We start from the raw sequence: 19,091 nt of genomic DNA, 5'->3' as shown, positions 1-19,091 counted from the left end.
TCCACCCCTGCCCGTCGGCGCGATGGGCACAACTCCCCACCGAGGTCGGCCCAGCAGCCGGACCCGCCGATCCCCCACCCCCTCACAGGATTCTCTCTGCTGGCGTTCATCCGCCCGGCGGACGATGAGACGACGCGCCAGGTTGTCGCGTCCGAGGGGAACCCATGACCGCGACGATCACCGTGCCGACCGCGCGATCGCGACCTCGCCGCGACGCGCTCCGCACCCTGCTGGGTGGCCGCGCCGCACCCTGGGCCGTCGGCCTGTTCGCCACGACGGTGTCGCTCATCGGCATCGGGACGCCGTCCTACTGGGGCGACGAGGCCGCCAGCGTCCTCGCCGCCGAGCGCCCGCTGCCCGTCCTGTTCGGGATGATCGGCCATATCGACGCGGTCCACGGCCTGTACTACGTGTTCCTCCATGTCTGGACCGGCGCCTTCGGGACCGCCGAAGCCGTCACGCGGTTCCCGAGTGCGATCGGGGTCGGTCTGGCCGCAGCCGGCACGGTCGTGCTCGCGAGGTCGCTCTTCACCCCGGCGGTCGGTGTCACCGCGGGCCTCATCTTCGCCGTCATTCCGCAGGTGATACGGATGGGCGCCGAGACACGCTCCTACGCGCTGGGCATGGCGGCGGTCGTCTGGCTGACGGTCTGGTTCGTGTCGCTCGTCCGACGCCGGTCCACGTCCCGCCGGAGCTGGGCGCTCTTCGCGGTCGCGAGCGCCGCCTCGATGTACCTGTTCCTGTACCTCGCGATGCTCCTCATCGTGCACGCCACCTGGATGCTGCTCCGACGCCCCGGGCCGCGGGTCGTCCGGGCGTGGGGCTGGTCCCTCGCCGGCGCATTGGTCCTCGGGGCTCCGATCGTGATCGCCGGCATCGCGCAACGCGAGCAGATCGCGTTCCTGGGCCGGCGGGACTACGCGACACCGGAGTCGGTGCTCGTCGGGCAGTGGTTCCAGACGCCGGCCTTCGCGGTGCTCGCCTGGCTGCTCATCGTGCTCGCACCCATCGGCGTCCTCGTGGTGCGCCGATCGTCCCGACAGCGGCGTGCACTGGCGATGATCGCCGTCTGGGCACTCGCCCCGACCGTCCTGCTCATCGTCGGCAATGCCCTCGTGACCCCGATGTACAACCTGCGCTACGTCACCTTCTGCGTCCCGGCCGTCGCCATCATGATGGCGCTCGGCCTCCGGACGATCGTCGACCTCCTGCCGAAGCGGGTGGATCACGCGGTATCGACCGCGGCCGGTGTCGCACTCGTCCTGGCGCTCGCCGCGCCCGTCCTCGTCGAGCAACGCGGACCGTTCGCGAAGGACGACGGCAGCGACCTCCGGCAGACCGCGGAGGTCGTCGAGGCGCACGCCTCGCCGGGCGACGCCGTCGTCTTCGACCAGTCGGTGAAACCCTCGCGGAAGTCGCGGCTCGCGATCGACCTCTACCCACAGGCCTTCGCCGGCCTCGACGACGTGGCGCTCGTGACGAGCTACCGCGACCGCCCGGAGCTCTGGGATCTGGCCGCGCCGCTGTCCGAGATCCACGACCGACTCATCGGCCACGACACCGTCTGGGTCGTCGAAGGGTCGAGCACCTCTCCGAACGTGGCGGATCTGGAGGCGCTCGGCTACCACGTCGAGCAGCGGATCCCCGTCCACCGCAGCATCGTCTTCGAGCTGGTCAGGTCGTGACGACGTGGTGATCCGACCCCTCACGCATCCGCGCGCTCTGCTCCGGCGACCGATCGTCCGCGAGGTCGCCGCCTTCGGCCTCGTCGGCGGCGCCGGGTTCCTCGTCGACATCGGGGTCTTCAACCTCCTCGCGTACACGGTGTTCCTCCACACCGGCACCTCCGGGCTGCTCGTGGCGAAGGGCGTCTCCACGACGCTCGCCATCGTGGCCAACTGGGTGGGCAACCGGCTTCTCACCTTCCGCGCGCATCGGCGGCCGGACGTCGCCCGCGAAGCGCTCGAGTTCGGTCTGGTGAGTCTGGCCGGCGGGGCGATCGCCCTGGCCTGTCTCTGGGTGTCCCACGACGCGTTGCACCTGACGACGCCGCTGGCGGACAACCTGTCGGCGAACCTCGTCGGCCTGGCCCTCGGTTCCGCGTTCCGCTTCGTGCTCTACCGCTTCTGGGTGTACGGGCCGCGGGCGGAGCGGACGGAACCGATCCCGGTACGCGTCGAGCCCTGAGGCCCGCCCGTCAGCGACTCGCGTTGTGCTGCGACACGGCGTCGCTGACCCAGGAGAACTCGTCCACGAAGCGGGACAGGAGCCGGGCGAGTTCGGTGCGGTCGCGTTCGCTCCACTTGCCGACGAGCGTGTTGTAGACCTGCTGGGCCGCCTCCCGGTGCCGGTCGAGGGCAATCCGCCCCTCCTCGGTGGCGCTCACGAGGACGGCACGGCGGTCGCTCGGGTCGGTCACGCGTTCGACGAGCCCGCCCTGCTCGAGACGGCGGACCTCGGCGGTGGCGGTCGACTTGTCGACGGACATCCAGCCGGCGACGGCGGACATGCGGATCGGCCCGGCCGAGAGCACGTAGTCGAGAAGCCAGGCGTCCGTGCTCGTGAGTGCCGCGCCGTCGGCGTCGTGGAGCGTCCGTCGGTTGTCGGCCCGGCTCGACCAGCGCAACACCGTCGCGAGCGAGGCTTCGATGACCGCGCCGGCGTCGTCTGGGCCGAGATCCTCGCTCATAGCTGAATTCTTTCTGAATACGGGCGTTCGGGTGTTCGTTGGACCATACCAACTATATAGTGGGACAGCACCAACTAACCCTCAACTGTCCCCCACCTCGAGCGCTGCGGAGAACACAGCCCATGGAAATCCCCGGATACGTCTGGCTGCTGACGATCGTCGGCATTCTGGCCCTCCTCGCCTTCGACTTCATCTTCCACGTGCGGAAGGCCCACGAGCCGACCCTGCCGGAAGCCGCGAAGTGGTCGGCCCTCTACGTCGGGTTCGCCCTCATCTTCGGCGTCGGCGTGCTCATCTTCGGCGGCGGGACGCTCGGCTCCGAGTACTTCGCCGGCTACATCACGGAGAAGGCCCTGTCGGTCGACAACCTCTTCGTCTTCCTCATCATCATGTCGAGCTTCCGCGTCCCGCGCGCCGACCAGCAGAAGGTGCTCCTCTTCGGCATCGTCTTCGCGCTCATCGCCCGCACCGGCTTCATCTTCCTCGGTGCAGCCGCGGTCAACGCGTGGTCCTGGCTGTTCTACATCTTCGGTGGATTCCTCATCTTCACCGCCGTCAAGCTGCTCCGTCCGGAGGAGGAGAACGAGGACGAGGCGAACAACTTCGTCATCCGTCTCGCCAAGCGCCTGTTCAAGACCACGGACCGCTACGACGGCGACAAGCTCGTCACCATCGAGAACGGCAAGAAGGTCCTCACGCCGATGCTGCTCGTCATGGTCGCCATCGGTGGCACCGACCTGCTCTTCGCGCTCGACTCGATCCCCGCGATCTTCGGCCTCACGCAGAACCCGTACATCGTCTTCACCGCGACGGCGTTCTCGCTCCTCGGCCTCCGTCAGCTCTACTTCCTCATCGACGGCCTGCTCGACCGCCTCATCTTCCTCAGCTACGGCCTGGCGGCGATCCTCGGCTTCATCGGTGTGAAGCTCGTCCTGCACGCGCTCCACGAGAACACCCTGCCGTTCATCAACGGTGGCGAGCACGTCCCGGTCTTCGAGATCGAGACCGGCCTGTCGCTCGCGGTCATCGTCGGCATCCTCATCGTCACGGTGCTCCTCTCGCTGCTCAGCCCGGCCGGCCGCGCCCACACGATCATCAGCGACGCCCGCAGCCAGGCGAAGAAGATCGTGCTCCACGCCGACTCCCCGGAGGACATCCCGGACGGACACCACGTGGACGAGGTCGAGCTGGAGACGAGCTACACCCGCATGGTCGAGCGTCAGAAGTCCTTCGCGAACCTCAAGCCGAAGCACCAGGCCAAGGCGGCGGACGATGAGGAGCTCCAGCGACTGCTCTCGCGGGCGCACGAGCTCCACGCCAAGAACTCCGATTCGCGCGGTCTGCTCTGAACGGACCGGGAATCCGGGCGTTCACCTCGCTGAACCGATAACGTTGACGTGCGCTCCCAGCTTCGGCCGGGGGCGCACGTCGGACACCTCACCACCCGCAACACGATGATGCATCTAGGAGACGGAACCATGGGTCTGAGTCTGGAAAAGGGCCAGTCGCTCTCACTGACGAAGCAGGACGGTGGCGCACTCACGCGGATCCGTCTGGGCCTCGGCTGGGACGGCGTCGCACCGGTGAAGCGCGGCCTCTTCGGTCGCTCCTCCGCTCCCGACATCGACCTCGACGCCTCGGCGATCTTCTTCGACGCGACCGGCAAGGTGCTCGACACCATCTGGTTCCAGCAGCTCGCCAGCAAGGACGGCTCAGCCTCCCACACCGGCGACAACCTCACGGGTGCCGGCGACGGCGACGACGAGACCATCCTGGTCGACCTCTCGCGCGTGGCCCCGTCGGTCCAGCAGATCGTCTTCGTGATCAGCAGCTACAGCCGCCAGACCTTCGACACCGTGCAGAACGCGTTCAGCCGCATCATCGACGACTCGACCCCGGGCTCGCCCGAGGTCGCCCGCTACCAGCTGACCGACTCCGGCCCGCACACCGCGATGATCATGTCGAAGGTGTCGCGCGAGGCGAACGGCTGGGCGTTCAAGGCCATCGGCGAGCGCGCCAACGGCCGCTCCGTCATGGACCTCCTCGGCCCCGCCGCCCAGGTCCTCTAGCACCACCCCCAGCAGTCCCCGGCGCGTCAGCGCGTGTTCCATCGAAGGAGAAGCGATCACCATGGCAGGACTCACCCTCGAAAAGGGCAACAACCTCTCGCTCACCAAGACCAGCCCGGGCCTCACGGTCGCGACGGTCGGCCTCGGTTGGGACCCGCGCACGACGAGCGGTGAGGCCTTCGACCTCGACGCCTCGGCCCTGCTCATCGGAGCAGACGGCAAGGTGCGCTCCTCGGCGGACTTCATCTTCTACAACCAGCCCGCCGCTGCGGACGGCTCCGTGAAGCACCTCGGCGACAACCGCACGGGTGACGGTGCCGGCGACGACGAGCAGATCTCCGTCGACCTGAACGCGGTCGCGGCCGACGTCGAGCGCGTGGTCATCGCCGTGTCGATCGACAAGGCCGACGAGCGTCGCCAGAACTTCGGGCAGGTGCGCGGCGCGTACTGCCGCGTCGTCGACCAGGACGGCACTGAGATCGTGCGCTTCGACCTCAGCGAGGACGCGGCCCCCGAGACCGCCATGCTGTTCTCGGAGCTGTACCGCAACGGATCCGAGTGGAAGTTCAAGGCCCTCGGTCAGGGCTACACCACCGGTCTCGCCGGCATCGCCGGTGACTTCGGCGTCCCGCTCGGCTGAGCACCCGACGCACCCCATCACGAGCAGTCACACACGAGAGCAAGGTCGAAGCCATGAGCACGCCACTCACTCCGCCGGACGCCAACGATCAGGCCGCTGCCTCCCTCGTGCTGCACGCACCGGACGCACCGGACGTCGTGCAAGCCGAAGAGGCGCCCGGCATGGTGCCCGTCCCCGCTGAGCGCCAGACCGAGATCCAGCAGCAGGCGCGGTCCTTCGTGACCGAGGTGGCGACGCTCGACCCGCGCTCGCCCGAGTTCACGCAGAAGATCGAGGGGATCAACCAGATCGGCGGCAAGGAGATGGTGCAGTCCAGCGGCTACTCCTCCCGCATGCTCGAACGCTCCTCGACCTCGGTGGCCGGCGCGAAGCGTTCCGGCGACAGCGCGCAGATCAAGGTCGCGACGACGCTCGGCGACCTCCGCAGCACCGTCGAAGACCTGACGCCGAACCAGGCCGACCTCGGCGTCGGCCGGAAGATCCTCGGCTTCATCCCGGGTGGCAACAAGCTCGCGAAGTACTTCCAGAAGTACGAGTCCGCGCAGACCCAGCTCGACAAGATCATCAAGTCGCTCATGGCCGGCCAGGACGAACTCCTCAAGGACAACGCCGCACTCGCCGGCGAGAAGGTCCAGCTGTGGGAGACGATGCAGGCGCTCAGTGAGTACGCCGTCTTCGCCAAGGCGCTCGACGCCGCGTGCGTCGAGAAGATCGACCAGGCGCGCTCCGCCGGCCGTGTCGAGGAGGCGCAGAAGCTCGAGGCCGACGTCCTCTTCCCCGTGCGCCAGCGCCACCAGGACATCCTCACCCAGCTGGCCGTGTCGGTGCAGGGCTACCTCGCGATGGACCTCATCCGGAAGAACAACCTCGAACTCATCAAGGGTGTCGACCGGGCCCGCACCACGACGATCGCCGCCCTGCGGACCGCCGTCATCGTCGCGCAGGCGCTCGCGAACCAGAAGATGGTCCTCGACCAGATCGACGCGATCAACACCACGACGAACAACATGATCCTGCAGACCAGCGAGATGCTGAAGGACCAGACGACGCGGATCCACCAGCAGGCCTCCACCGCCGGCGTCAGCGTCGACACCCTGCAGCGCGCGTTCGACAACGTGTTCCAGACCATGGACGCGATCGACACCTTCCGTGCCGAAGCCGCGAAGAACATGGAGGGCACGGTCACCGCCCTGGAGACCGGCCTCGAGAAGGCGAAGCCGTACCTCGAGCGCAGCCGTCAGGCTGAGCAGCGCGAACTCCGCTAGTCTCGGCTCGCTGCGAGGTCAGGGCGCCGAGGACGAGGGGGACGAGAGATGGCATTCGGACGACTGCTGAACGCACTGCGGACCGGTGGGACCGATCCGCTGGGCGTCGTCGACGCCGCGCCGGCACCGGTCGGCGAGACGGAGGACGAAGCGACCGCCCGGCACCTCGACGAGCTCCGTGACTCGGTCCGCTCCGTGGGGCGCGACCTCCCGACGCTGCTCACCTCGCAGCTGCGGCAGATCGACGACCAACTGCGGCTCGTGGTCGCGACGATCGCCGAGCAGGGCGCTTCGACGGAGCAGCGGGTGCTCCTCGACGCGATGATCACCGACTACCTGCCGACGCCGCTGCGCTCGTTCCTCGCCCTCCCCGCCGAGGACCGCAGCGACGACTCCCGCAGCACGATCGTCTTCGCGCGGCAGTTGGAGCTCATCGAGGAGACCATCCGCGACCTCCTCAACCAGATCCGCATCGGCGCGATCGCCGAACTCTCCACCCACGGCCGGTTCCTCTCCGACAAATTCCAGGAGCCCGACGCCGGGCTCGTGCTGGGCGAGCACTGATGGCGTCGCTCATCGCGGGCGCGAACGCCGCGCTCACCGCTGAGAACCCCGGCCTCGACAAGCTCCTCGTCGGGTTCGGCTGGGACGTCATCGCGAGCCGCGGCCCGCAGAGTGAACCCGTACCGCTGGCGATCATGTGCGGCGACGACGGCAAAGCCCTCTCCGACGACCACCTCGTGTTCTTCAACCAGGTCGAGAGCCAGGACGGCGCGGTCACGTTCGCCTCCGAAGCCGACGACGAGGAGATCGACGTCGACCTGTCGCGTGTTCCGGATGCGGTCACGAAGATCGCCTTCCTGCTGTACATCGACCCCGACGTCCGTGGGCCGGGTGACTTCTCCCCCGTCCGCTCCGCCTTCGTCCGCGTCGCCACCGCCGACGACCGCGAGCTCGTGCGCTTCGACATCCCGATGTCCGAGGTGCGCTCCAGCCAGGCGCTGCTACTCGCCGAGCTGTACCGGCACCGCGACGACTGGAAGTTCCGCGCCCTCGGTCAGGGCTACGCCGGCGGGCTCGCCGGTGTCGCGCGCGACTTCCGAATCGACCTCTGAGCCGTGCCGCTCAACACCTCCCAGGTGCGACGGGACATCGACTACCTCCGCCGTCGGGTGAAGCCGCGGCCTGAACCGGTGGCTGCTGCGGCTCAGCCGGAAGCGGCTGCGGCACCGGTTGCCCCGCAGGCCGCACCACCCGCAGCCGCGGCGCCGTCGACGGGGCTCACGCTCGGCGGGCCGTCGAGTCCTGCGCCGTCGGTACCGGCTCCCACGACCACGCGTCCGGCGTCGACGGGACTCACGCTGGGTGGATCGTCCGAGCCAACCGCAGCTCCGGCCACATCGTCGGCGCGCCCAGCCGCCCCCGCAGCACCGAGCACCCCGCAGCCGTTCCCGGCCCCGACGGCCGAGGAGGTCCGCGTCCTCGACGACGAGACCCCGCTCGTACGGCTGGATCCACGGCAGTCGGCGATCGGCAGCCTCATCGTCGGCGGCGCGACGGCGATCGTCTGGGAGACCGTCGAACGCGTCACGGGCGTCGCATCGTCGGACGGCGGAGCCGACGGGACACCCGTGACCACGCCGGGCAACCGGCCGCTGTTGGGCTTCGACGGCGGCGACGCGATCCTCGCCCTCCGACACGTGCACCTCATCCGACGCGCCCTGTTCGTCGGAGCGCCGGGACAGCCCCTCACCGTGCAGCTCTTCGACGACGAGAACTTCGCCGCCGCCGACGAGGCGGGCGGCGTGCCGGTCGTCTCCCTGCTCCGCATCGGGTCCCGTCTCGAGCTGCGCCTCGAACCACTCCCAGCAGACATCCCCCTCAAGACGCTTGTCCGGCAGTTCGGCTTCGAGCCGACGCCGTACGTCGTCGGCCGCGAACCCCGGAGACGATGACCATGCGCCACTTCAGCTACGTGGACGGCAAGCGCGCCGCGAAACTGTTCCACAAGCTCCCCGAGCCCATCAGCATCGACTCGCCCCCCGAGCATCTCGCGGCCGCACTGGGCGCGACGCTGTACAGCCCTGGCACGCGCACCACCCTCGCGAAGGACGTCGTGAAGCAGGCGAAGCACGGCTGCCTGAGCATGGTCCTGTGCCTCGAGGACTCGGTCCCCGACGACGCTGTCGAGGTCGCCGAGACGAACGTCGCGGAGGCGATGCAACAGCTCGCCGCGAAGCGCGCTGGGTCCAAGCGGCTCGTGCTGCCGCTGCTCTTCATCCGCGTCCGCACGCCGGAGCAGCTCGAGCGGATCGCCGGCCTCCTCGGCCCGGGCCTCGACCTCCTGAGCGGCTTCGTCATCCCCAAGTACGAGAACAGCGACGGGGTGGCCGACCGCTTCTTCGAGGCGCTCGGCCGGGTGCAGCGCGACTACGGGCAGGACGGCTCGAACGGCGCGCGACGACTCCGCGTCATGCCGATCCTCGAGTCGCCGCGGATGATCCACCGCGAAACCCGCGACGACACCCTCTCGGGCATCGTCGACGTCACCAAGGCCCACCGCGAGGACGTGCTCGCCGTCCGCATCGGTGCCACCGACCTCGCGAGTGCCTTCTCGCTCCGGCGCTCCCGTGACCTCACCGTGTACGACGTGAAGCTCGTCTCCTCGGTCATCGCCGACGTCGTCAACGTCTTCGGTCGCCCCGGCGACGACTTCGTCATCACCGGAACCGTCTGGGAGCACTTCCAGACGGCGGAGCGCCTCATGCGCCCGCAGTTGCGTATGACCCCGTTCGAGGACGCCAACGAGGCGCAGCTGCGGCAGAAGCTGCTGTTGAAGGGACTCGACGGTCTCATCCGCGAGATCGCCCTCGACCAGGCGAACGGCCTGCTCGGGAAGACGGTCATCCACCCGAGCCACGTCCCGGTCGTCCACGCGATGTCGGTGGTCAGCCACGAGGAGTACGTCGACGCCCTGTCCGTGGTGGGCGACGTCGGTGGCGGCGCGAACGCCTCGCCGTACCGGAACAAGATGAACGAGATGAAGCCCCACCAGGCCTGGGCCCGGAAGACCCTGCTGCGCGCGGACGCCTTCGGCGTCGCCGCCGAGGAGACGACGTTCGTCGACCTCCTCGAGACGAGCATGCGGTGACGGTCTGGACAGGCGGCTTCGTCAGCGAGGCCGTGGGCATCCGCCTGCGCTCGGACGAGCACCGGAGCCTGATCCCCGTTGAGGACCTCGTCGGGCTGGCCCTGCGCGACAACCCGAAGCGCGCGCAGCTGCTCGTCTCGACGGTCCTCGCCAAGCACGTCCCGACGGTGCCGGCGCTCGCCCTCGCGGCGGGTGAGCTCCTCGGCCTCCTCGTGCGGTGCGCGCTCGACGGCACCGCACCCGACCCGACCCCGTACGAGACGGTCGCGAGGCTCCTGGCCCGTCGCGATCGACCGGACGCAGCCGGGCTCGCTGAGCTCCGCGCCGTCCGACAGCAGCTGGCGGACCTCCGTGACGCGGCACCGGAACCCGGCCCCGAGCTCGTCACCATCGGCTACGCCGAGACGGCCACCGGGCTCGGCCACGTCGTCGCCGACGCGCTCCGCTCGCCCTATCTCCACTCGACGCGCCACGAGGAGGACGCCCCCTTCACGCCCTTCGAGGAGGAGCACTCCCACGCGAGCGACCACCGGCTGTACCCGAGCGATCCCGACTGGGCCACCACCGGCGGGACGACGGTGCTCGTCGACGACGAGCTGAGCACCGGGCGCACGGTCCGGAACACCATCACCGCGCTCCACGCGAGCACCCCGCAGTCCCGCTGGGTCGTCGCCGCCCTGATCGACCTCCGATCCGAGGAGGACCGGCGGGCGTTCGACGAGCTCGCCGCCCGCCTCGGCACGACGATCACCGTGGTGGCGCTCGGCGCGGGTGCCGTCGACCTCCCCGGCGACGTGCTGTCGCTCGCCCGGCAGGTCATCGACGCCGCACCGTCGGCCGCCAGCACCGAGCGGGCCGCCGGGGTGTTCGACCTCGTCGACGCCTCGGACCTCCCGCCGGTGCGGAGCGCCCGGTTCGGCACCGCCGGCCGGTTCGACGAGGCGGCGGTCCGGGCGGTCGCCGAACGGGTCCTGCCGTCGCTCCCCGCCGGCGAGGTCCTCGTCCTCGGCTCCGAGGAGTTCATCGCGGTGCCGCTCGCCGTCGCCGACCGACTCGACGAGGCTCGCGGGGCAACCCGCTTCTCGACCACCACGAGGTCGCCCATCGCGGTGATCGACCGCGACGACTACGCCGTCGCGAGCGCCGTGTCCTTCACGAGCCACGACCGCACCATCGACGGCCGTGGTCCCCGATTCGCCTACAACCTCTCGCGCGGCGGATCCCGCTTCGCGGCGGTGGTCCTGTTCCCCGAACCGGGCGCCGACCGCGAGCTGCTGCTCGAGGCCGGCGGCGTCGTCGAGGCACTCCGGACCGTCACCGACGTCGTCCTCGTCGTCCTGCTCGCCGAATCCGTCCCCACCCCAGCCGAATGGAACCCCGCACCGTGACCATCGACGCCGCCGCCCTGCCCGAGCCGCTCACCGGCCCCGCCTTCGGGTCGTACGACGCGAGCGAGGTGCAGTGGCTCCTCACCGACCTCGGCGACACCCGCCTCGAAGCCGACGCGTCCGAACGCGAGGCCGCGATCCAGAGCGGTCGCGCACACTACGCCGAGTCCCTGCCCATCGAGTACCTGCCGTCGCCCGAGTACGAGGAGCTGTACCGGGACGCCCTCGTGCGGTCGAGCCGCCGTCTGGCCGTGGCCGTCGGCGTCGTCACCGACCTCGTCCTGGCGTCCCGGGCGAACCGTCCCGTGCTGGTGTCGCTCGCCCGCGCCGGCACGCCCATCGGCATCCTCATGCGCCGCTGGGCGAAGGAGGTCCGCGGGATCGACGTCCCGCACTACACGATGAGCATCGTCCGCGGCGTCGGCGTCGACGGGACCGCGCTCCGCTATCTCGCCGCCCACCACGACCCCGAGCAGATCGCCTTCGTCGACGGTTGGACCGGCAAGGGCGCCATCGCGCGTGAACTCACGGAGGCGCTGGAGCTGTTCGCCCGGACCGACGGCATCCGCTTCTCCGACGAGCTGGCCGTCCTCGCAGATCCTGGTCACTGCGTCCCCGTGTACGGCACCCGCGACGACTACCTCATCCCGTCGGCCTGCCTGAACTCCACCGTCTCCGGGCTCGTCTCCCGCACCGTCTACAACCGCGATCTCCTCTCCGACGACCAGTTCCACGGCGCGAAGTTCTACCGGGAGCTGAGCAGCCACGACGTCTCCGGGGACTTCCTCGACGCCGTGTCGGGCCGCTTCTCCGAGGTGATCGACGACGTCGCCGCCGGCGTGCAGGAGGCCTCCACCGCCGACCGTGAGCCGAGTTGGATCGGGTGGGCCGCCGTCGAGCGCATCCGCGAGCAGTACGACATCCCGAGCGTCAACCTGGTGAAGCCCGGCGTCGGCGAGACCACGCGCGTCCTCCTCCGCCGGGTGCCGTGGAAGGTCCTCGTGTCGCCCGACGCCCTCGACGACGTCGCGCACGTGCTCCTCCTCGCCGAGCAACGCGGCGTGCCGGTCGAGGTCGTGCCCGGCCTGCCCTACAGCTGTGTCGGACTGATCAACCCGCTGAGCGACGCCGCCGCCGGAGACGCCCAGTGAGCGCCCTCGTCGCCTGCGACCTCGACCGCACCCTGATCTACTCGCCGAAGGCGTTCTGGCTCGAGACCCCGGACCCTGAGGCGCCGTCGATCGTCGTCTCCGAGCTCTGGAACGGTGTCCCGATCTCGTTCATGACGCGCGAATCGGAGCGCCTGCTCATCGAGCTGCGGACGCAGGCCGTGTTCATGCCGGTGACGACCCGGACCGTGGCGCAGTACCAGCGGGTGCAGTTGCCGGGCGGTGCCCCCGACTACGCGATCACGAGCAACGGCGGCGAGATCCTCGTCGACGGCGTCCCGGATGCCGACTGGCGTGAGCGCGTGCGGACGCACCTCACCGACCACACCGCACCGTTGGACGAGGCGCTCGCGCGCTTCGAGGAGCTGGCGTCGCCGACGTGGATCCACAAGACGAACGTGGCGGACGCCCTGTTCTTCTACTCGATCGTCGAACGCGACGCGATCCCCGCGGGCTGGTTGGAGCAGGTCGAGCAGGAGTGCGAACGGCTCGGGTGGACGGTGTCCCTGCAGGGGCGCAAGCTCTACTGCGTGCCGCGGACGCTCACGAAGCACGACGCCGTCAGCGAGGTCGCCCGTCGCCTCGACGGCCCGCTCGTCCTCGCCGCCGGAGACTCCCTCCTCGACCAGTCGATGCTCGAGACCGCCGACCTCGCCTTCCGACCGGCGCACGGCGAACTCGACGACGAGGGCTTCACGATGGACACGCTCACCGTCACCGGTCGACGTGGCATCCTCGCCGGCGAGGAGCTGCTCCGGCTCATGACGGCCGCGGCGCAGGGCGGGCGAGCAAGCCGCTGATCCGCTGACCGCGCGCTCGCTACCAGGGCAGGTCGAGGGACGGCACCACCGTGCCCGCCGTCACGCCGGTGCCCGGGCACACGAGCACGCCGTCGGCGTCGGCCAGGCCGCGGAGCATGGCGGCTCCGTGCCACGGTGACGGCTCCGCGGTGACGGCCGCCGTCTCGGCGTCAAGCACCGCCCGGAACGGACGCAGCACCGTCTCGGACCGGGTCGGGTCGACGGGCGACGCGAGCACCACTGGCCGGAGGGCCGGAAGCCCGAGCCCCTGCCGGCCGGCGAGCAGCGGCTGCACCAGCGTGAGGACGCTGAGCAACGCGGCGAGCGGATTACCCGGCAAGCCGACGACGAGCCGCCCGTCCGGTAGCCGGGCGAGCAAGGCCGGACCACCCGGGCGCACGTCGACGCCGTCGACGAGGAACTCCGCTCCCGCGTCGCGCAGGAGCGCTCGGACGTGGTCGGCTCGCGACCCGCCGGTCCCGCCCGTGGTGACGATGACCTCGCCTGGCCGTCTCGTGTGCGTCTCGGTGAGCGCTGTGGTGCCGAGCGTCGTGGTGCCGAGGGCCTCGGCCGTCGCCGACGCGTCGTCCCGCACCCGGACGCTGGCGGTGACGACACCACCGAGCGACGCGATCACGCCAGGCAGCGACGGGCCGAAGCTGTCGCGCACGAAGCCGGCACCGGGCACCCCGCTCGTCACGACCTCGTCACCGGTGAGGACGAGCCGGACCTTCGGCCGAGGCACCACCGGCACGCGATCGAACCCGCCGCCGGCCGCGACCGCGAGGTGCACTGGGCCGAGCCGGGTGCCTTGGTCCAGCAGAGTCGCCCCGGCCGGAGACTCGCTCCCGGCGTCGCGGATGTGGCGACCAGGTGCAGGCTCCTCTCGCGGAGCCTGCGGGGAGAGCCCGAGTCTCGGGGCGTCGGCGGTCTCCTCCACGACGCCGTGTTCCCGTTGCAGCACGGCGACGGCACCGGTCGGGATGAGCCCGCCGGTCAGGACCTCGACCGCGGTTCCGAGCTCCAGGCCGACCGAGCGCGCGCGCTCCGCTGCGACCCCGCGGAGCAGCTCCCACGGCCCTGCTCCGCCGACGGCCCACCCGTCCATCGCCGAGGAGGCGTAGTGCGGGATCGCGATGGGCGACACGAGTGGCGCGGCGAGGACGTGACCGAGCGCGGAGGCGAGCTCGACGCTGTCGACGACCTGCGGTCGCTGCTCGGCCCCGGCCGCGTGGGCGATCCGCCGGGCGTCCCACCACGACGACCTCGTCATGCCGTGCCGCTCGTGTGGGGAGTATCGCTGTCGGGTTCGTCGGACGCCTCGGCGGCCAGCCGTTCGACCACCACCGTCGCCGCCTGCGCGACGGCCGCCGGGTCGGCCCCCGCGGCGAGGGCCTTCCCGACAGCGATACCGACGAGGTAGGTGGTCAGCGGCGCCGCAGGACGGCGGACCGCGTGGGCCGCGGTGCCGGCGAGTCCCAGGACGGCGCCGATGTCGACCGGGACGTCACCGAGCTCGAGCGCCGCAGACACCCGGTCGCTCCACTCGGCGAGGACGGCGTGCAGGTCATCGGTCATGGGAGCTCCTGGGGGTGCTGGACGTGGTGGTGGTCGTCGAGGTGGGCGCTGGGCCCGTTGCCGGCGTTGGAAAGGGGGCGTCGCTCGCGACGACTCCCAACTCGGCAGCGTCGGCCCAGGTGTCGACGTCGGCGGAGCCGCCCTCGGGGACGGCGACGCGTCGGAGCTCGAGTCCGGACAGGAGGTGACGCACGGCGACCCCCGTGAGGTCGCCGCTCGGCTGGGCGGCCTCCAGCTCGGCGACCCGACGTTCGAGGGCGTCGCTCCGGTAGACGCCGAGCAGCGGTTGGTCGCGGCCGCCAGCGTCGACCGCGATCCAACCGTCGACGCCGGGCTCCGGGTCGGTCGCCAGCGCTGCGGTCTCGAGGAGCACGGCGAGCGCCGGGGCCGCGCCCGGCATGTCGCAGGCGAGGATGGCGACGCCCCTCGACCGGCCCAGGGACGGGAGGGAACCGGGCTCGCGGAGCACGTCCAGTCCCGCGGCGATGGCGGCGGCGGGACCACCGAAGGCGGGGTGCTCGCGGACGAAGCGGACGGGACCGGTCGTCTCAACGTCGGGGCCGACGACCACGATCGCGCCGTCGGTGAGGCGCGCGGCCTCGATCGCGAGCTGGAGCAGCGTCCGTCCGTCGTGCAGCAGCGAGGCCTTCGCGACCCCGCCGAGACGGGACGACCGCCCTCCCGCGAGGATGATCGCGTCGACGGGCATGGCACCAGCCTAGGCCGCTCGTCAGCCTCACCGGGGGCTGCGGATCCAGTGAGGCACCTTGCCCTCGTCGGGAGGTGGTGATAGCCATGAGCCATGACTCGCATCACGGCGCGCAGACGCGTCACCCGGATCACCGTGGGACAGCCCGCACGCACTCGCGAGGACGTCCTCGCCGTCGAGGAGCCGCTGGAGATCCGCGTCGGTGGCCGTTCGCTCGCCATCACCATGCGGACGCCCGGTCACGACGTCGACCTCGCCATCGGGTTCCTCGTCTCGGAGGGCGTCGTCGCTCGGGGTGACGAGGTCAGGACCGCCCGGTACTGCGCCGGCGCGACCGACGAGGGCGTCAACACCTACAACGTGCTCGACGTCGCCCTCGCTCCCGGCGTCCCCGCCCCAGACCCGAGCCTCGAACGGAACTTCTTCACCACGAGTTCGTGCGGGCTCTGCGGGAAGGCGAGCATCGACGCCGTCCGGACGAGTTCGCGGTACCGGGTGGCCGACGACGCGTTCGTCCTCGACCCAGCAGTCCTCGTCACCTTCCCCGACCGCCTCCGCGCCCAGCAGGCGGTGTTCGAACGGACCGGCGGCCTCCATGCTGCGGGCCTGTTCGACGCCACGACCGGAGAGATGCTCGCGCTCCGGGAGGATGTCGGTCGGCACAACGCGGTCGACAAGGTCGTCGGCTGGGCGGCGAAGGAGGGCCTGCTCCCGCTGCGGTCCATGGTGCTCATGGTGTCCGGTCGGGCGAGTTTCGAGCTCACCCAGAAGGCCTCGATGGCCGGCATCCCGATGCTCGCCGCGGTCTCCGCGCCGTCGTCGCTCGCCGCCGAGTTGGCGACCGAACTCGGGATGACGCTCGTCGGGTTCCTCCGCGGCGACTCCATGGTCGTCTACAGCGGGGCACACCGACTGGCGTCGCCGGACCCGGCGGTCGTCCACGAGGTCGTCGAACACGGCGTGGTCGAGCACGGGGTCAGCGCATGAGCGCGGAGCCGCCCGTCGAGGACGTCACCGACGCTGCGATCAAGGTCTCCGAGCCGAAGCACGTGGCCGTCGGGCTCCCCGGCATCCTGCACTCCATGGAGCCGGCGCTCCGCCAGCTCGGGCCACTGCGGACCGCCGAGCTCCTGACGTCGATCAACCAGCGCGGCGGCTTCGACTGCATGAGCTGCGCCTGGCCCGACCCCGACGACCGCAAGAAGCTGGAGTTCTGCGAGAACGGGGCGAAGGCCGTGATCTGGGAGGCGACCCCGATCGTCATCCCGAGCGCGTTCTGGGCGGAGCACTCGCTCACCGACCTCGCCGACAAGTCGGAGTACTGGCTCGGCATGCAGGGCCGACTCTCGGAACCGGTCTACAAGCCGGCTGGCTCCGACCACTACCGGCCGGTCAGCTGGGAGGAGGCGTTCGCGCTCGTCGGTGAGCAACTGCGCGGGCAGGAGTCGCCCGACCAGGCCGCGTTCTACACGAGCGGACGGGCGTCCAACGAGGCCGCGTTCGCCTACCAGCTGTTCGTGCGGGCGTTCGGCACCAACAACCTGCCGGACTGCTCGAACATGTGCCACGAGTCCACGGGCACCGCGCTCGGCGAGGTGATCGGCATCGGGAAGTCCACGATCGCCTACGACGACTTCGAGCAGGCGGACCTCATCGTCGTCATGGGCCAGAACCCGGGCACGAACCACCCGCGCATGCTCACAGCCCTCGAGGACGCGAAGCGTGCCGGGGCGACCATCGTCTCCGTGAATCCGCTCCCCGAGGCCGCGCTCGAACGGTACAAGAACCCGCAGACGGTGCGGGGCATGGTCGGACGGGGCACGGTCATCTCGGACCAGTTCCTGCAGATCCGGCTCGGTGGTGACATGGCGCTCCTGCAGGCCGTATCGAAGCGGGTTCTGGCAGCCGAGGCCGCCGCGCCCGGGACCGTGCTCGACCACGCCTTCCTCACGGAGCACTGCCTCGGGCTCGAGGAGCTCACGGCGCACCTGGCCGACCTCGACGAGGCCGAGGTGCTCGAGGCGACCGGACTCACGAGCGAGCAGATCGACGAGTTCGCCCAGCGCTACATCGACTCGAACGCGACCATCGTCACCTGGGCCATGGGGCTGACGCAGCACAAGGCCGCCGTGAACGGGATCAAGGAGATCATCAATCTGCTCCTGCTCCGCGGCAACATCGGCAAGCCCGGTGCCGGCGCCTCGCCGATCCGTGGGCACAGCAACGTGCAGGGCGACCGGACCATGGGCATCTGGGAGCAGATGCCGGAGTCCTTCCTCGCCGCGATGGAGGACGAGTTCGGCGTACCGATGCCGCGAGCACACGGGGTCGACGCGGTGAACGCGATCCGAGCCATGCAACGCGGTGAGATCCGCACCTGGGTGTCGCTCGGCGGCAACTTCGTCGCCGCGATCTCCGACACCGCCGCCGCCGAGGCGGCGATCCGTGGAACCGGCATGTCGGTACAGATCTCCACGAAGCTCAATCGCTCGCACGTGGTCACGGGCGACGCCGCGATCATCCTGCCGACGCTCGGGCGCACCGAGATCGACCTCCAGGCGAGCGGCCCGCAGATGGTCAGCGTCGAGGACTCCGTCTGTGCCGTCCACGCCTCACACGGACGGATCCCGCCCGCAGCGCCCGGGCTGCTCTCCGAGGTCGCGATCATCACGCGACTCGCGCGCGCGACCCTCGGCGAGGACTCCGGGATCGCCTGGCAGGCGTTCGAGGACGACTACGACACCATCCGCGAGCACATCGGGCGGGTCATCCCGGGGTGCGAGGACTACAACGAGCAGATCCGCCGCGAGGACGGGTTCGTGCTGCCGAACGGGCCCCGCGACTCCCGCACGTTCACGAACCCCGAGGGTCGTGCGCTCCTGACGGTGAACGAGCTGGAACCGCTCCGCTGCCCGCCGGGCCGCCTGCTCCTGCAGACGCTGCGGTCGCACGACCAGTTCAACACGACGATCTACAGCCTGAACGACCGGTACCGGGGGATCAAGCAGGGACGCAACGTCGTGTTCGTGAACCCGGACGACCTCGCGGAACTCGGCCTGGAGGATGGTCAGACGATCGACGTCTTCAGCGAGTGGCCCGGGCAGCCGGACCGGGAGCTCCTGGGGTTCCGCGCCGTCTCCTATCCGACGGCCAGAGGGTGCGCCGCGGCGTACTTCCCCGAGGCGAACGTCCTCGTTCCGCTCGACTCGACCGCCGACCGCAGCAACACCCCGGTCTCGAAGGCCATCGTGGTGCGGCTGCAGCCGGCCGGCGCTCGGCTGTCATGACCGGCGACGCGGGTCATTCGTAGGCCCGCAGGAGCTGCCAGCGGCCTCGGACCACGTCGAGTCGGATGTCGAAGACGAAGGTCCGGCCGTCGGTGGCGGTCGCCTGGAACCGCCAGGCCGGCGTGGCCGCCGGCGGGTGGGTGAGGAAGGCGACGTTCGGCTCGAGCGGGGTCGGAGTGTCGGTCACGAGGTACCGTGCCCCTTCCCAGAACAACCGCTCCGGCACACCCGCTGGCGTCGTCCAGACCGCGATCTCGGTGCTCGTGATCAACATGAATGGCCTCCCGTCGTTCGAACATATGTTCGATAGACAGCGAGCCTAACCCGACATCCGACGACACGCCAG

20 protein-coding genes are annotated in these 19,091 nt (G+C 70.3%); 15 read left to right on the top strand and 5 right to left on the bottom strand.

Annotated elements, in window-relative coordinates:
- Window positions 1-164: 164 nt before the first annotated feature.
- Together ITJ57_RS02535 and ITJ57_RS02530 are read left to right on the top strand one after the other, a co-directional pair.
- Entirely contained in the window at window positions 165-1,685 is a 1,521-nt protein-coding gene (locus ITJ57_RS02535) for a glycosyltransferase family 39 protein (RefSeq protein ID WP_194668704.1), read from the top strand.
- A gap of 4 nt (window positions 1,686-1,689) precedes the next feature.
- A complete protein-coding gene (locus tag ITJ57_RS02530) occupies window positions 1,690-2,187 on the top strand; it encodes a GtrA family protein (RefSeq protein WP_370582146.1) in 498 nt (165 codons plus the stop codon).
- 10 nt (window positions 2,188-2,197) lie between these two features.
- Here the strand turns inward: ITJ57_RS02530 and ITJ57_RS02525 are convergent, their stop codons facing one another.
- Entirely contained in the window at window positions 2,198-2,689 is a 492-nt protein-coding gene (locus tag ITJ57_RS02525) for a MarR family winged helix-turn-helix transcriptional regulator (protein ID WP_194668703.1), read from the bottom strand.
- 122 nt (window positions 2,690-2,811) lie between these two features.
- Between ITJ57_RS02525 and ITJ57_RS02520 the strand changes: the two genes are divergently transcribed.
- The 11 genes from ITJ57_RS02520 (at window position 2,812) to ITJ57_RS02470 (ending at window position 13,171) form a co-directional block, all read left to right on the top strand.
- Window positions 2,812-4,038: a TerC family protein gene (locus tag ITJ57_RS02520; protein ID WP_194668702.1), complete on the top strand. Its 1,227-nt coding sequence runs from the start codon at window positions 2,812-2,814 to the stop codon at window positions 4,036-4,038.
- A gap of 129 nt (window positions 4,039-4,167) precedes the next feature.
- On the top strand, window positions 4,168-4,758 hold the full coding sequence (locus ITJ57_RS02515) for a TerD family protein (RefSeq protein ID WP_194668701.1): 591 nt from the start codon (window positions 4,168-4,170) through the stop codon (window positions 4,756-4,758).
- 61 nt (window positions 4,759-4,819) lie between these two features.
- Window positions 4,820-5,398: a TerD family protein gene (locus tag ITJ57_RS02510; protein ID WP_194668700.1), complete on the top strand. Its 579-nt coding sequence runs from the start codon at window positions 4,820-4,822 to the stop codon at window positions 5,396-5,398.
- A gap of 53 nt (window positions 5,399-5,451) precedes the next feature.
- Window positions 5,452-6,663 (top strand): toxic anion resistance protein, encoded by a 1,212-nt coding sequence (locus ITJ57_RS02505; protein ID WP_194668699.1) that lies wholly within the window; start codon window positions 5,452-5,454, stop codon window positions 6,661-6,663.
- A 48-nt stretch (window positions 6,664-6,711) separates the two neighbouring features.
- Complete coding sequence (locus ITJ57_RS02500) at window positions 6,712-7,227, top strand: hypothetical protein (RefSeq protein WP_194668698.1); 516 nt, start codon at window positions 6,712-6,714, stop codon at window positions 7,225-7,227.
- Window positions 7,227-7,778 (top strand): TerD family protein, encoded by a 552-nt coding sequence (locus ITJ57_RS02495; RefSeq protein ID WP_194668697.1) that lies wholly within the window; start codon window positions 7,227-7,229, stop codon window positions 7,776-7,778. The genes ITJ57_RS02500 and ITJ57_RS02495 overlap by 1 nt, the downstream gene beginning before the upstream one ends.
- A gap of 3 nt (window positions 7,779-7,781) precedes the next feature.
- On the top strand, window positions 7,782-8,618 hold the full coding sequence (locus ITJ57_RS02490) for a hypothetical protein (RefSeq protein WP_194668696.1): 837 nt from the start codon (window positions 7,782-7,784) through the stop codon (window positions 8,616-8,618).
- Between the two features lie 2 nt (window positions 8,619-8,620).
- On the top strand, window positions 8,621-9,814 hold the full coding sequence (locus ITJ57_RS02485) for an HpcH/HpaI aldolase/citrate lyase family protein (RefSeq protein ID WP_194668695.1): 1,194 nt from the start codon (window positions 8,621-8,623) through the stop codon (window positions 9,812-9,814).
- Window positions 9,811-11,202 (top strand): phosphoribosyltransferase domain-containing protein, encoded by a 1,392-nt coding sequence (locus ITJ57_RS02480; RefSeq protein ID WP_194668694.1) that lies wholly within the window; start codon window positions 9,811-9,813, stop codon window positions 11,200-11,202. The genes ITJ57_RS02485 and ITJ57_RS02480 overlap by 4 nt, the downstream gene beginning before the upstream one ends.
- Window positions 11,199-12,353, top strand: coding sequence for a cysteine protease StiP family protein (locus ITJ57_RS02475; protein WP_194668693.1), 1,155 nt, complete (start codon window positions 11,199-11,201; stop codon window positions 12,351-12,353). The genes ITJ57_RS02480 and ITJ57_RS02475 overlap by 4 nt, the downstream gene beginning before the upstream one ends.
- Window positions 12,350-13,171: an HAD family hydrolase gene (locus ITJ57_RS02470; protein ID WP_194668692.1), complete on the top strand. Its 822-nt coding sequence runs from the start codon at window positions 12,350-12,352 to the stop codon at window positions 13,169-13,171. The genes ITJ57_RS02475 and ITJ57_RS02470 overlap by 4 nt, the downstream gene beginning before the upstream one ends.
- A 19-nt stretch (window positions 13,172-13,190) precedes the next feature.
- Here the strand turns inward: ITJ57_RS02470 and ITJ57_RS02465 are convergent, their stop codons facing one another.
- From ITJ57_RS02465 to ITJ57_RS02455, 3 genes are read right to left on the bottom strand one after another with little or no spacing between them, the layout of a single operon-like run.
- Window positions 13,191-14,444: a molybdopterin molybdotransferase MoeA gene (locus tag ITJ57_RS02465; protein ID WP_194668691.1), complete on the bottom strand. Its 1,254-nt coding sequence runs from the start codon at window positions 14,442-14,444 to the stop codon at window positions 13,191-13,193.
- Window positions 14,441-14,749: a DUF6457 domain-containing protein gene (locus tag ITJ57_RS02460; protein ID WP_194668690.1), complete on the bottom strand. Its 309-nt coding sequence runs from the start codon at window positions 14,747-14,749 to the stop codon at window positions 14,441-14,443. Before ITJ57_RS02460 ends, ITJ57_RS02465 begins: the two co-directional genes overlap by 4 nt.
- The gene (locus ITJ57_RS02455) at window positions 14,739-15,458 is read right to left on the bottom strand and encodes a molybdenum cofactor guanylyltransferase (RefSeq protein ID WP_194668689.1); all 720 of its coding nucleotides are present in this window, start codon (window positions 15,456-15,458) and stop codon (window positions 14,739-14,741) included. The genes ITJ57_RS02460 and ITJ57_RS02455 overlap by 11 nt, the downstream gene beginning before the upstream one ends.
- Window positions 15,459-15,551: 93 nt before the next feature.
- Between ITJ57_RS02455 and fdhD the strand changes: the two genes are divergently transcribed.
- Together fdhD and ITJ57_RS02445 are read left to right on the top strand one after the other, a co-directional pair.
- Window positions 15,552-16,445 carry a formate dehydrogenase accessory sulfurtransferase FdhD gene (fdhD, locus tag ITJ57_RS02450; RefSeq protein ID WP_194668688.1) on the top strand — a complete coding sequence of 298 codons (894 nt, stop codon included), beginning with the start codon at window positions 15,552-15,554 and terminating at the stop codon, window positions 16,443-16,445.
- Complete coding sequence (locus ITJ57_RS02445) at window positions 16,442-18,745, top strand: FdhF/YdeP family oxidoreductase (RefSeq protein WP_194668687.1); 2,304 nt, start codon at window positions 16,442-16,444, stop codon at window positions 18,743-18,745. Before fdhD ends, ITJ57_RS02445 begins: the two co-directional genes overlap by 4 nt.
- A gap of 13 nt (window positions 18,746-18,758) precedes the next feature.
- On the opposite strand, the gene ITJ57_RS02440 is transcribed toward ITJ57_RS02445, so the two are convergent.
- A complete protein-coding gene (locus tag ITJ57_RS02440; protein ID WP_194668686.1) occupies window positions 18,759-19,019 on the bottom strand; it encodes a hypothetical protein in 261 nt (86 codons plus the stop codon).
- Window positions 19,020-19,091: the final 72 nt, after the last annotated feature.

This window comes from Plantibacter sp. VKM Ac-2880 (genome assembly GCF_015351235.1).
GTDB lineage: Bacteria > Actinomycetota > Actinomycetes > Actinomycetales > Microbacteriaceae > Plantibacter.
This window is presented reverse-complemented; position numbering and strand designations above follow the sequence as displayed.

Bases quoted from the DNA above. Each gene is read 5' to 3' on its own strand.
- ITJ57_RS02460 (WP_194668690.1), bottom strand. From the start codon at position 14,749: ATGACCGATGACCTGCACGCCGTCCTCGCCGAGTGGAGCGACCGGGTG.
- fdhD (WP_194668688.1), top strand. From the start codon at position 15,552: ATGACTCGCATCACGGCGCGCAGACGCGTCACCCGGATCACCGTGGGA.
- ITJ57_RS02465 (WP_194668691.1), bottom strand. From the start codon at position 14,444: ATGACGAGGTCGTCGTGGTGGGACGCCCGGCGGATCGCCCACGCGGCC.
- ITJ57_RS02505 (WP_194668699.1), top strand. From the start codon at position 5,452: ATGAGCACGCCACTCACTCCGCCGGACGCCAACGATCAGGCCGCTGCC.
- ITJ57_RS02510 (WP_194668700.1), top strand. From the start codon at position 4,820: ATGGCAGGACTCACCCTCGAAAAGGGCAACAACCTCTCGCTCACCAAG.
- ITJ57_RS02535 (WP_194668704.1), top strand. From the start codon at position 165: ATGACCGCGACGATCACCGTGCCGACCGCGCGATCGCGACCTCGCCGC.
- ITJ57_RS02445 (WP_194668687.1), top strand. From the start codon at position 16,442: ATGAGCGCGGAGCCGCCCGTCGAGGACGTCACCGACGCTGCGATCAAG.
- ITJ57_RS02515 (WP_194668701.1), top strand. From the start codon at position 4,168: ATGGGTCTGAGTCTGGAAAAGGGCCAGTCGCTCTCACTGACGAAGCAG.
- ITJ57_RS02500 (WP_194668698.1), top strand. From the start codon at position 6,712: ATGGCATTCGGACGACTGCTGAACGCACTGCGGACCGGTGGGACCGAT.
- ITJ57_RS02455 (WP_194668689.1), bottom strand. From the start codon at position 15,458: ATGCCCGTCGACGCGATCATCCTCGCGGGAGGGCGGTCGTCCCGTCTC.
- ITJ57_RS02525 (WP_194668703.1), bottom strand. From the start codon at position 2,689: ATGAGCGAGGATCTCGGCCCAGACGACGCCGGCGCGGTCATCGAAGCC.
- ITJ57_RS02520 (WP_194668702.1), top strand. From the start codon at position 2,812: ATGGAAATCCCCGGATACGTCTGGCTGCTGACGATCGTCGGCATTCTG.
- ITJ57_RS02495 (WP_194668697.1), top strand. From the start codon at position 7,227: ATGGCGTCGCTCATCGCGGGCGCGAACGCCGCGCTCACCGCTGAGAAC.
- ITJ57_RS02440 (WP_194668686.1), bottom strand. From the start codon at position 19,019: ATGTTGATCACGAGCACCGAGATCGCGGTCTGGACGACGCCAGCGGGT.
- ITJ57_RS02485 (WP_194668695.1), top strand. From the start codon at position 8,621: ATGCGCCACTTCAGCTACGTGGACGGCAAGCGCGCCGCGAAACTGTTC.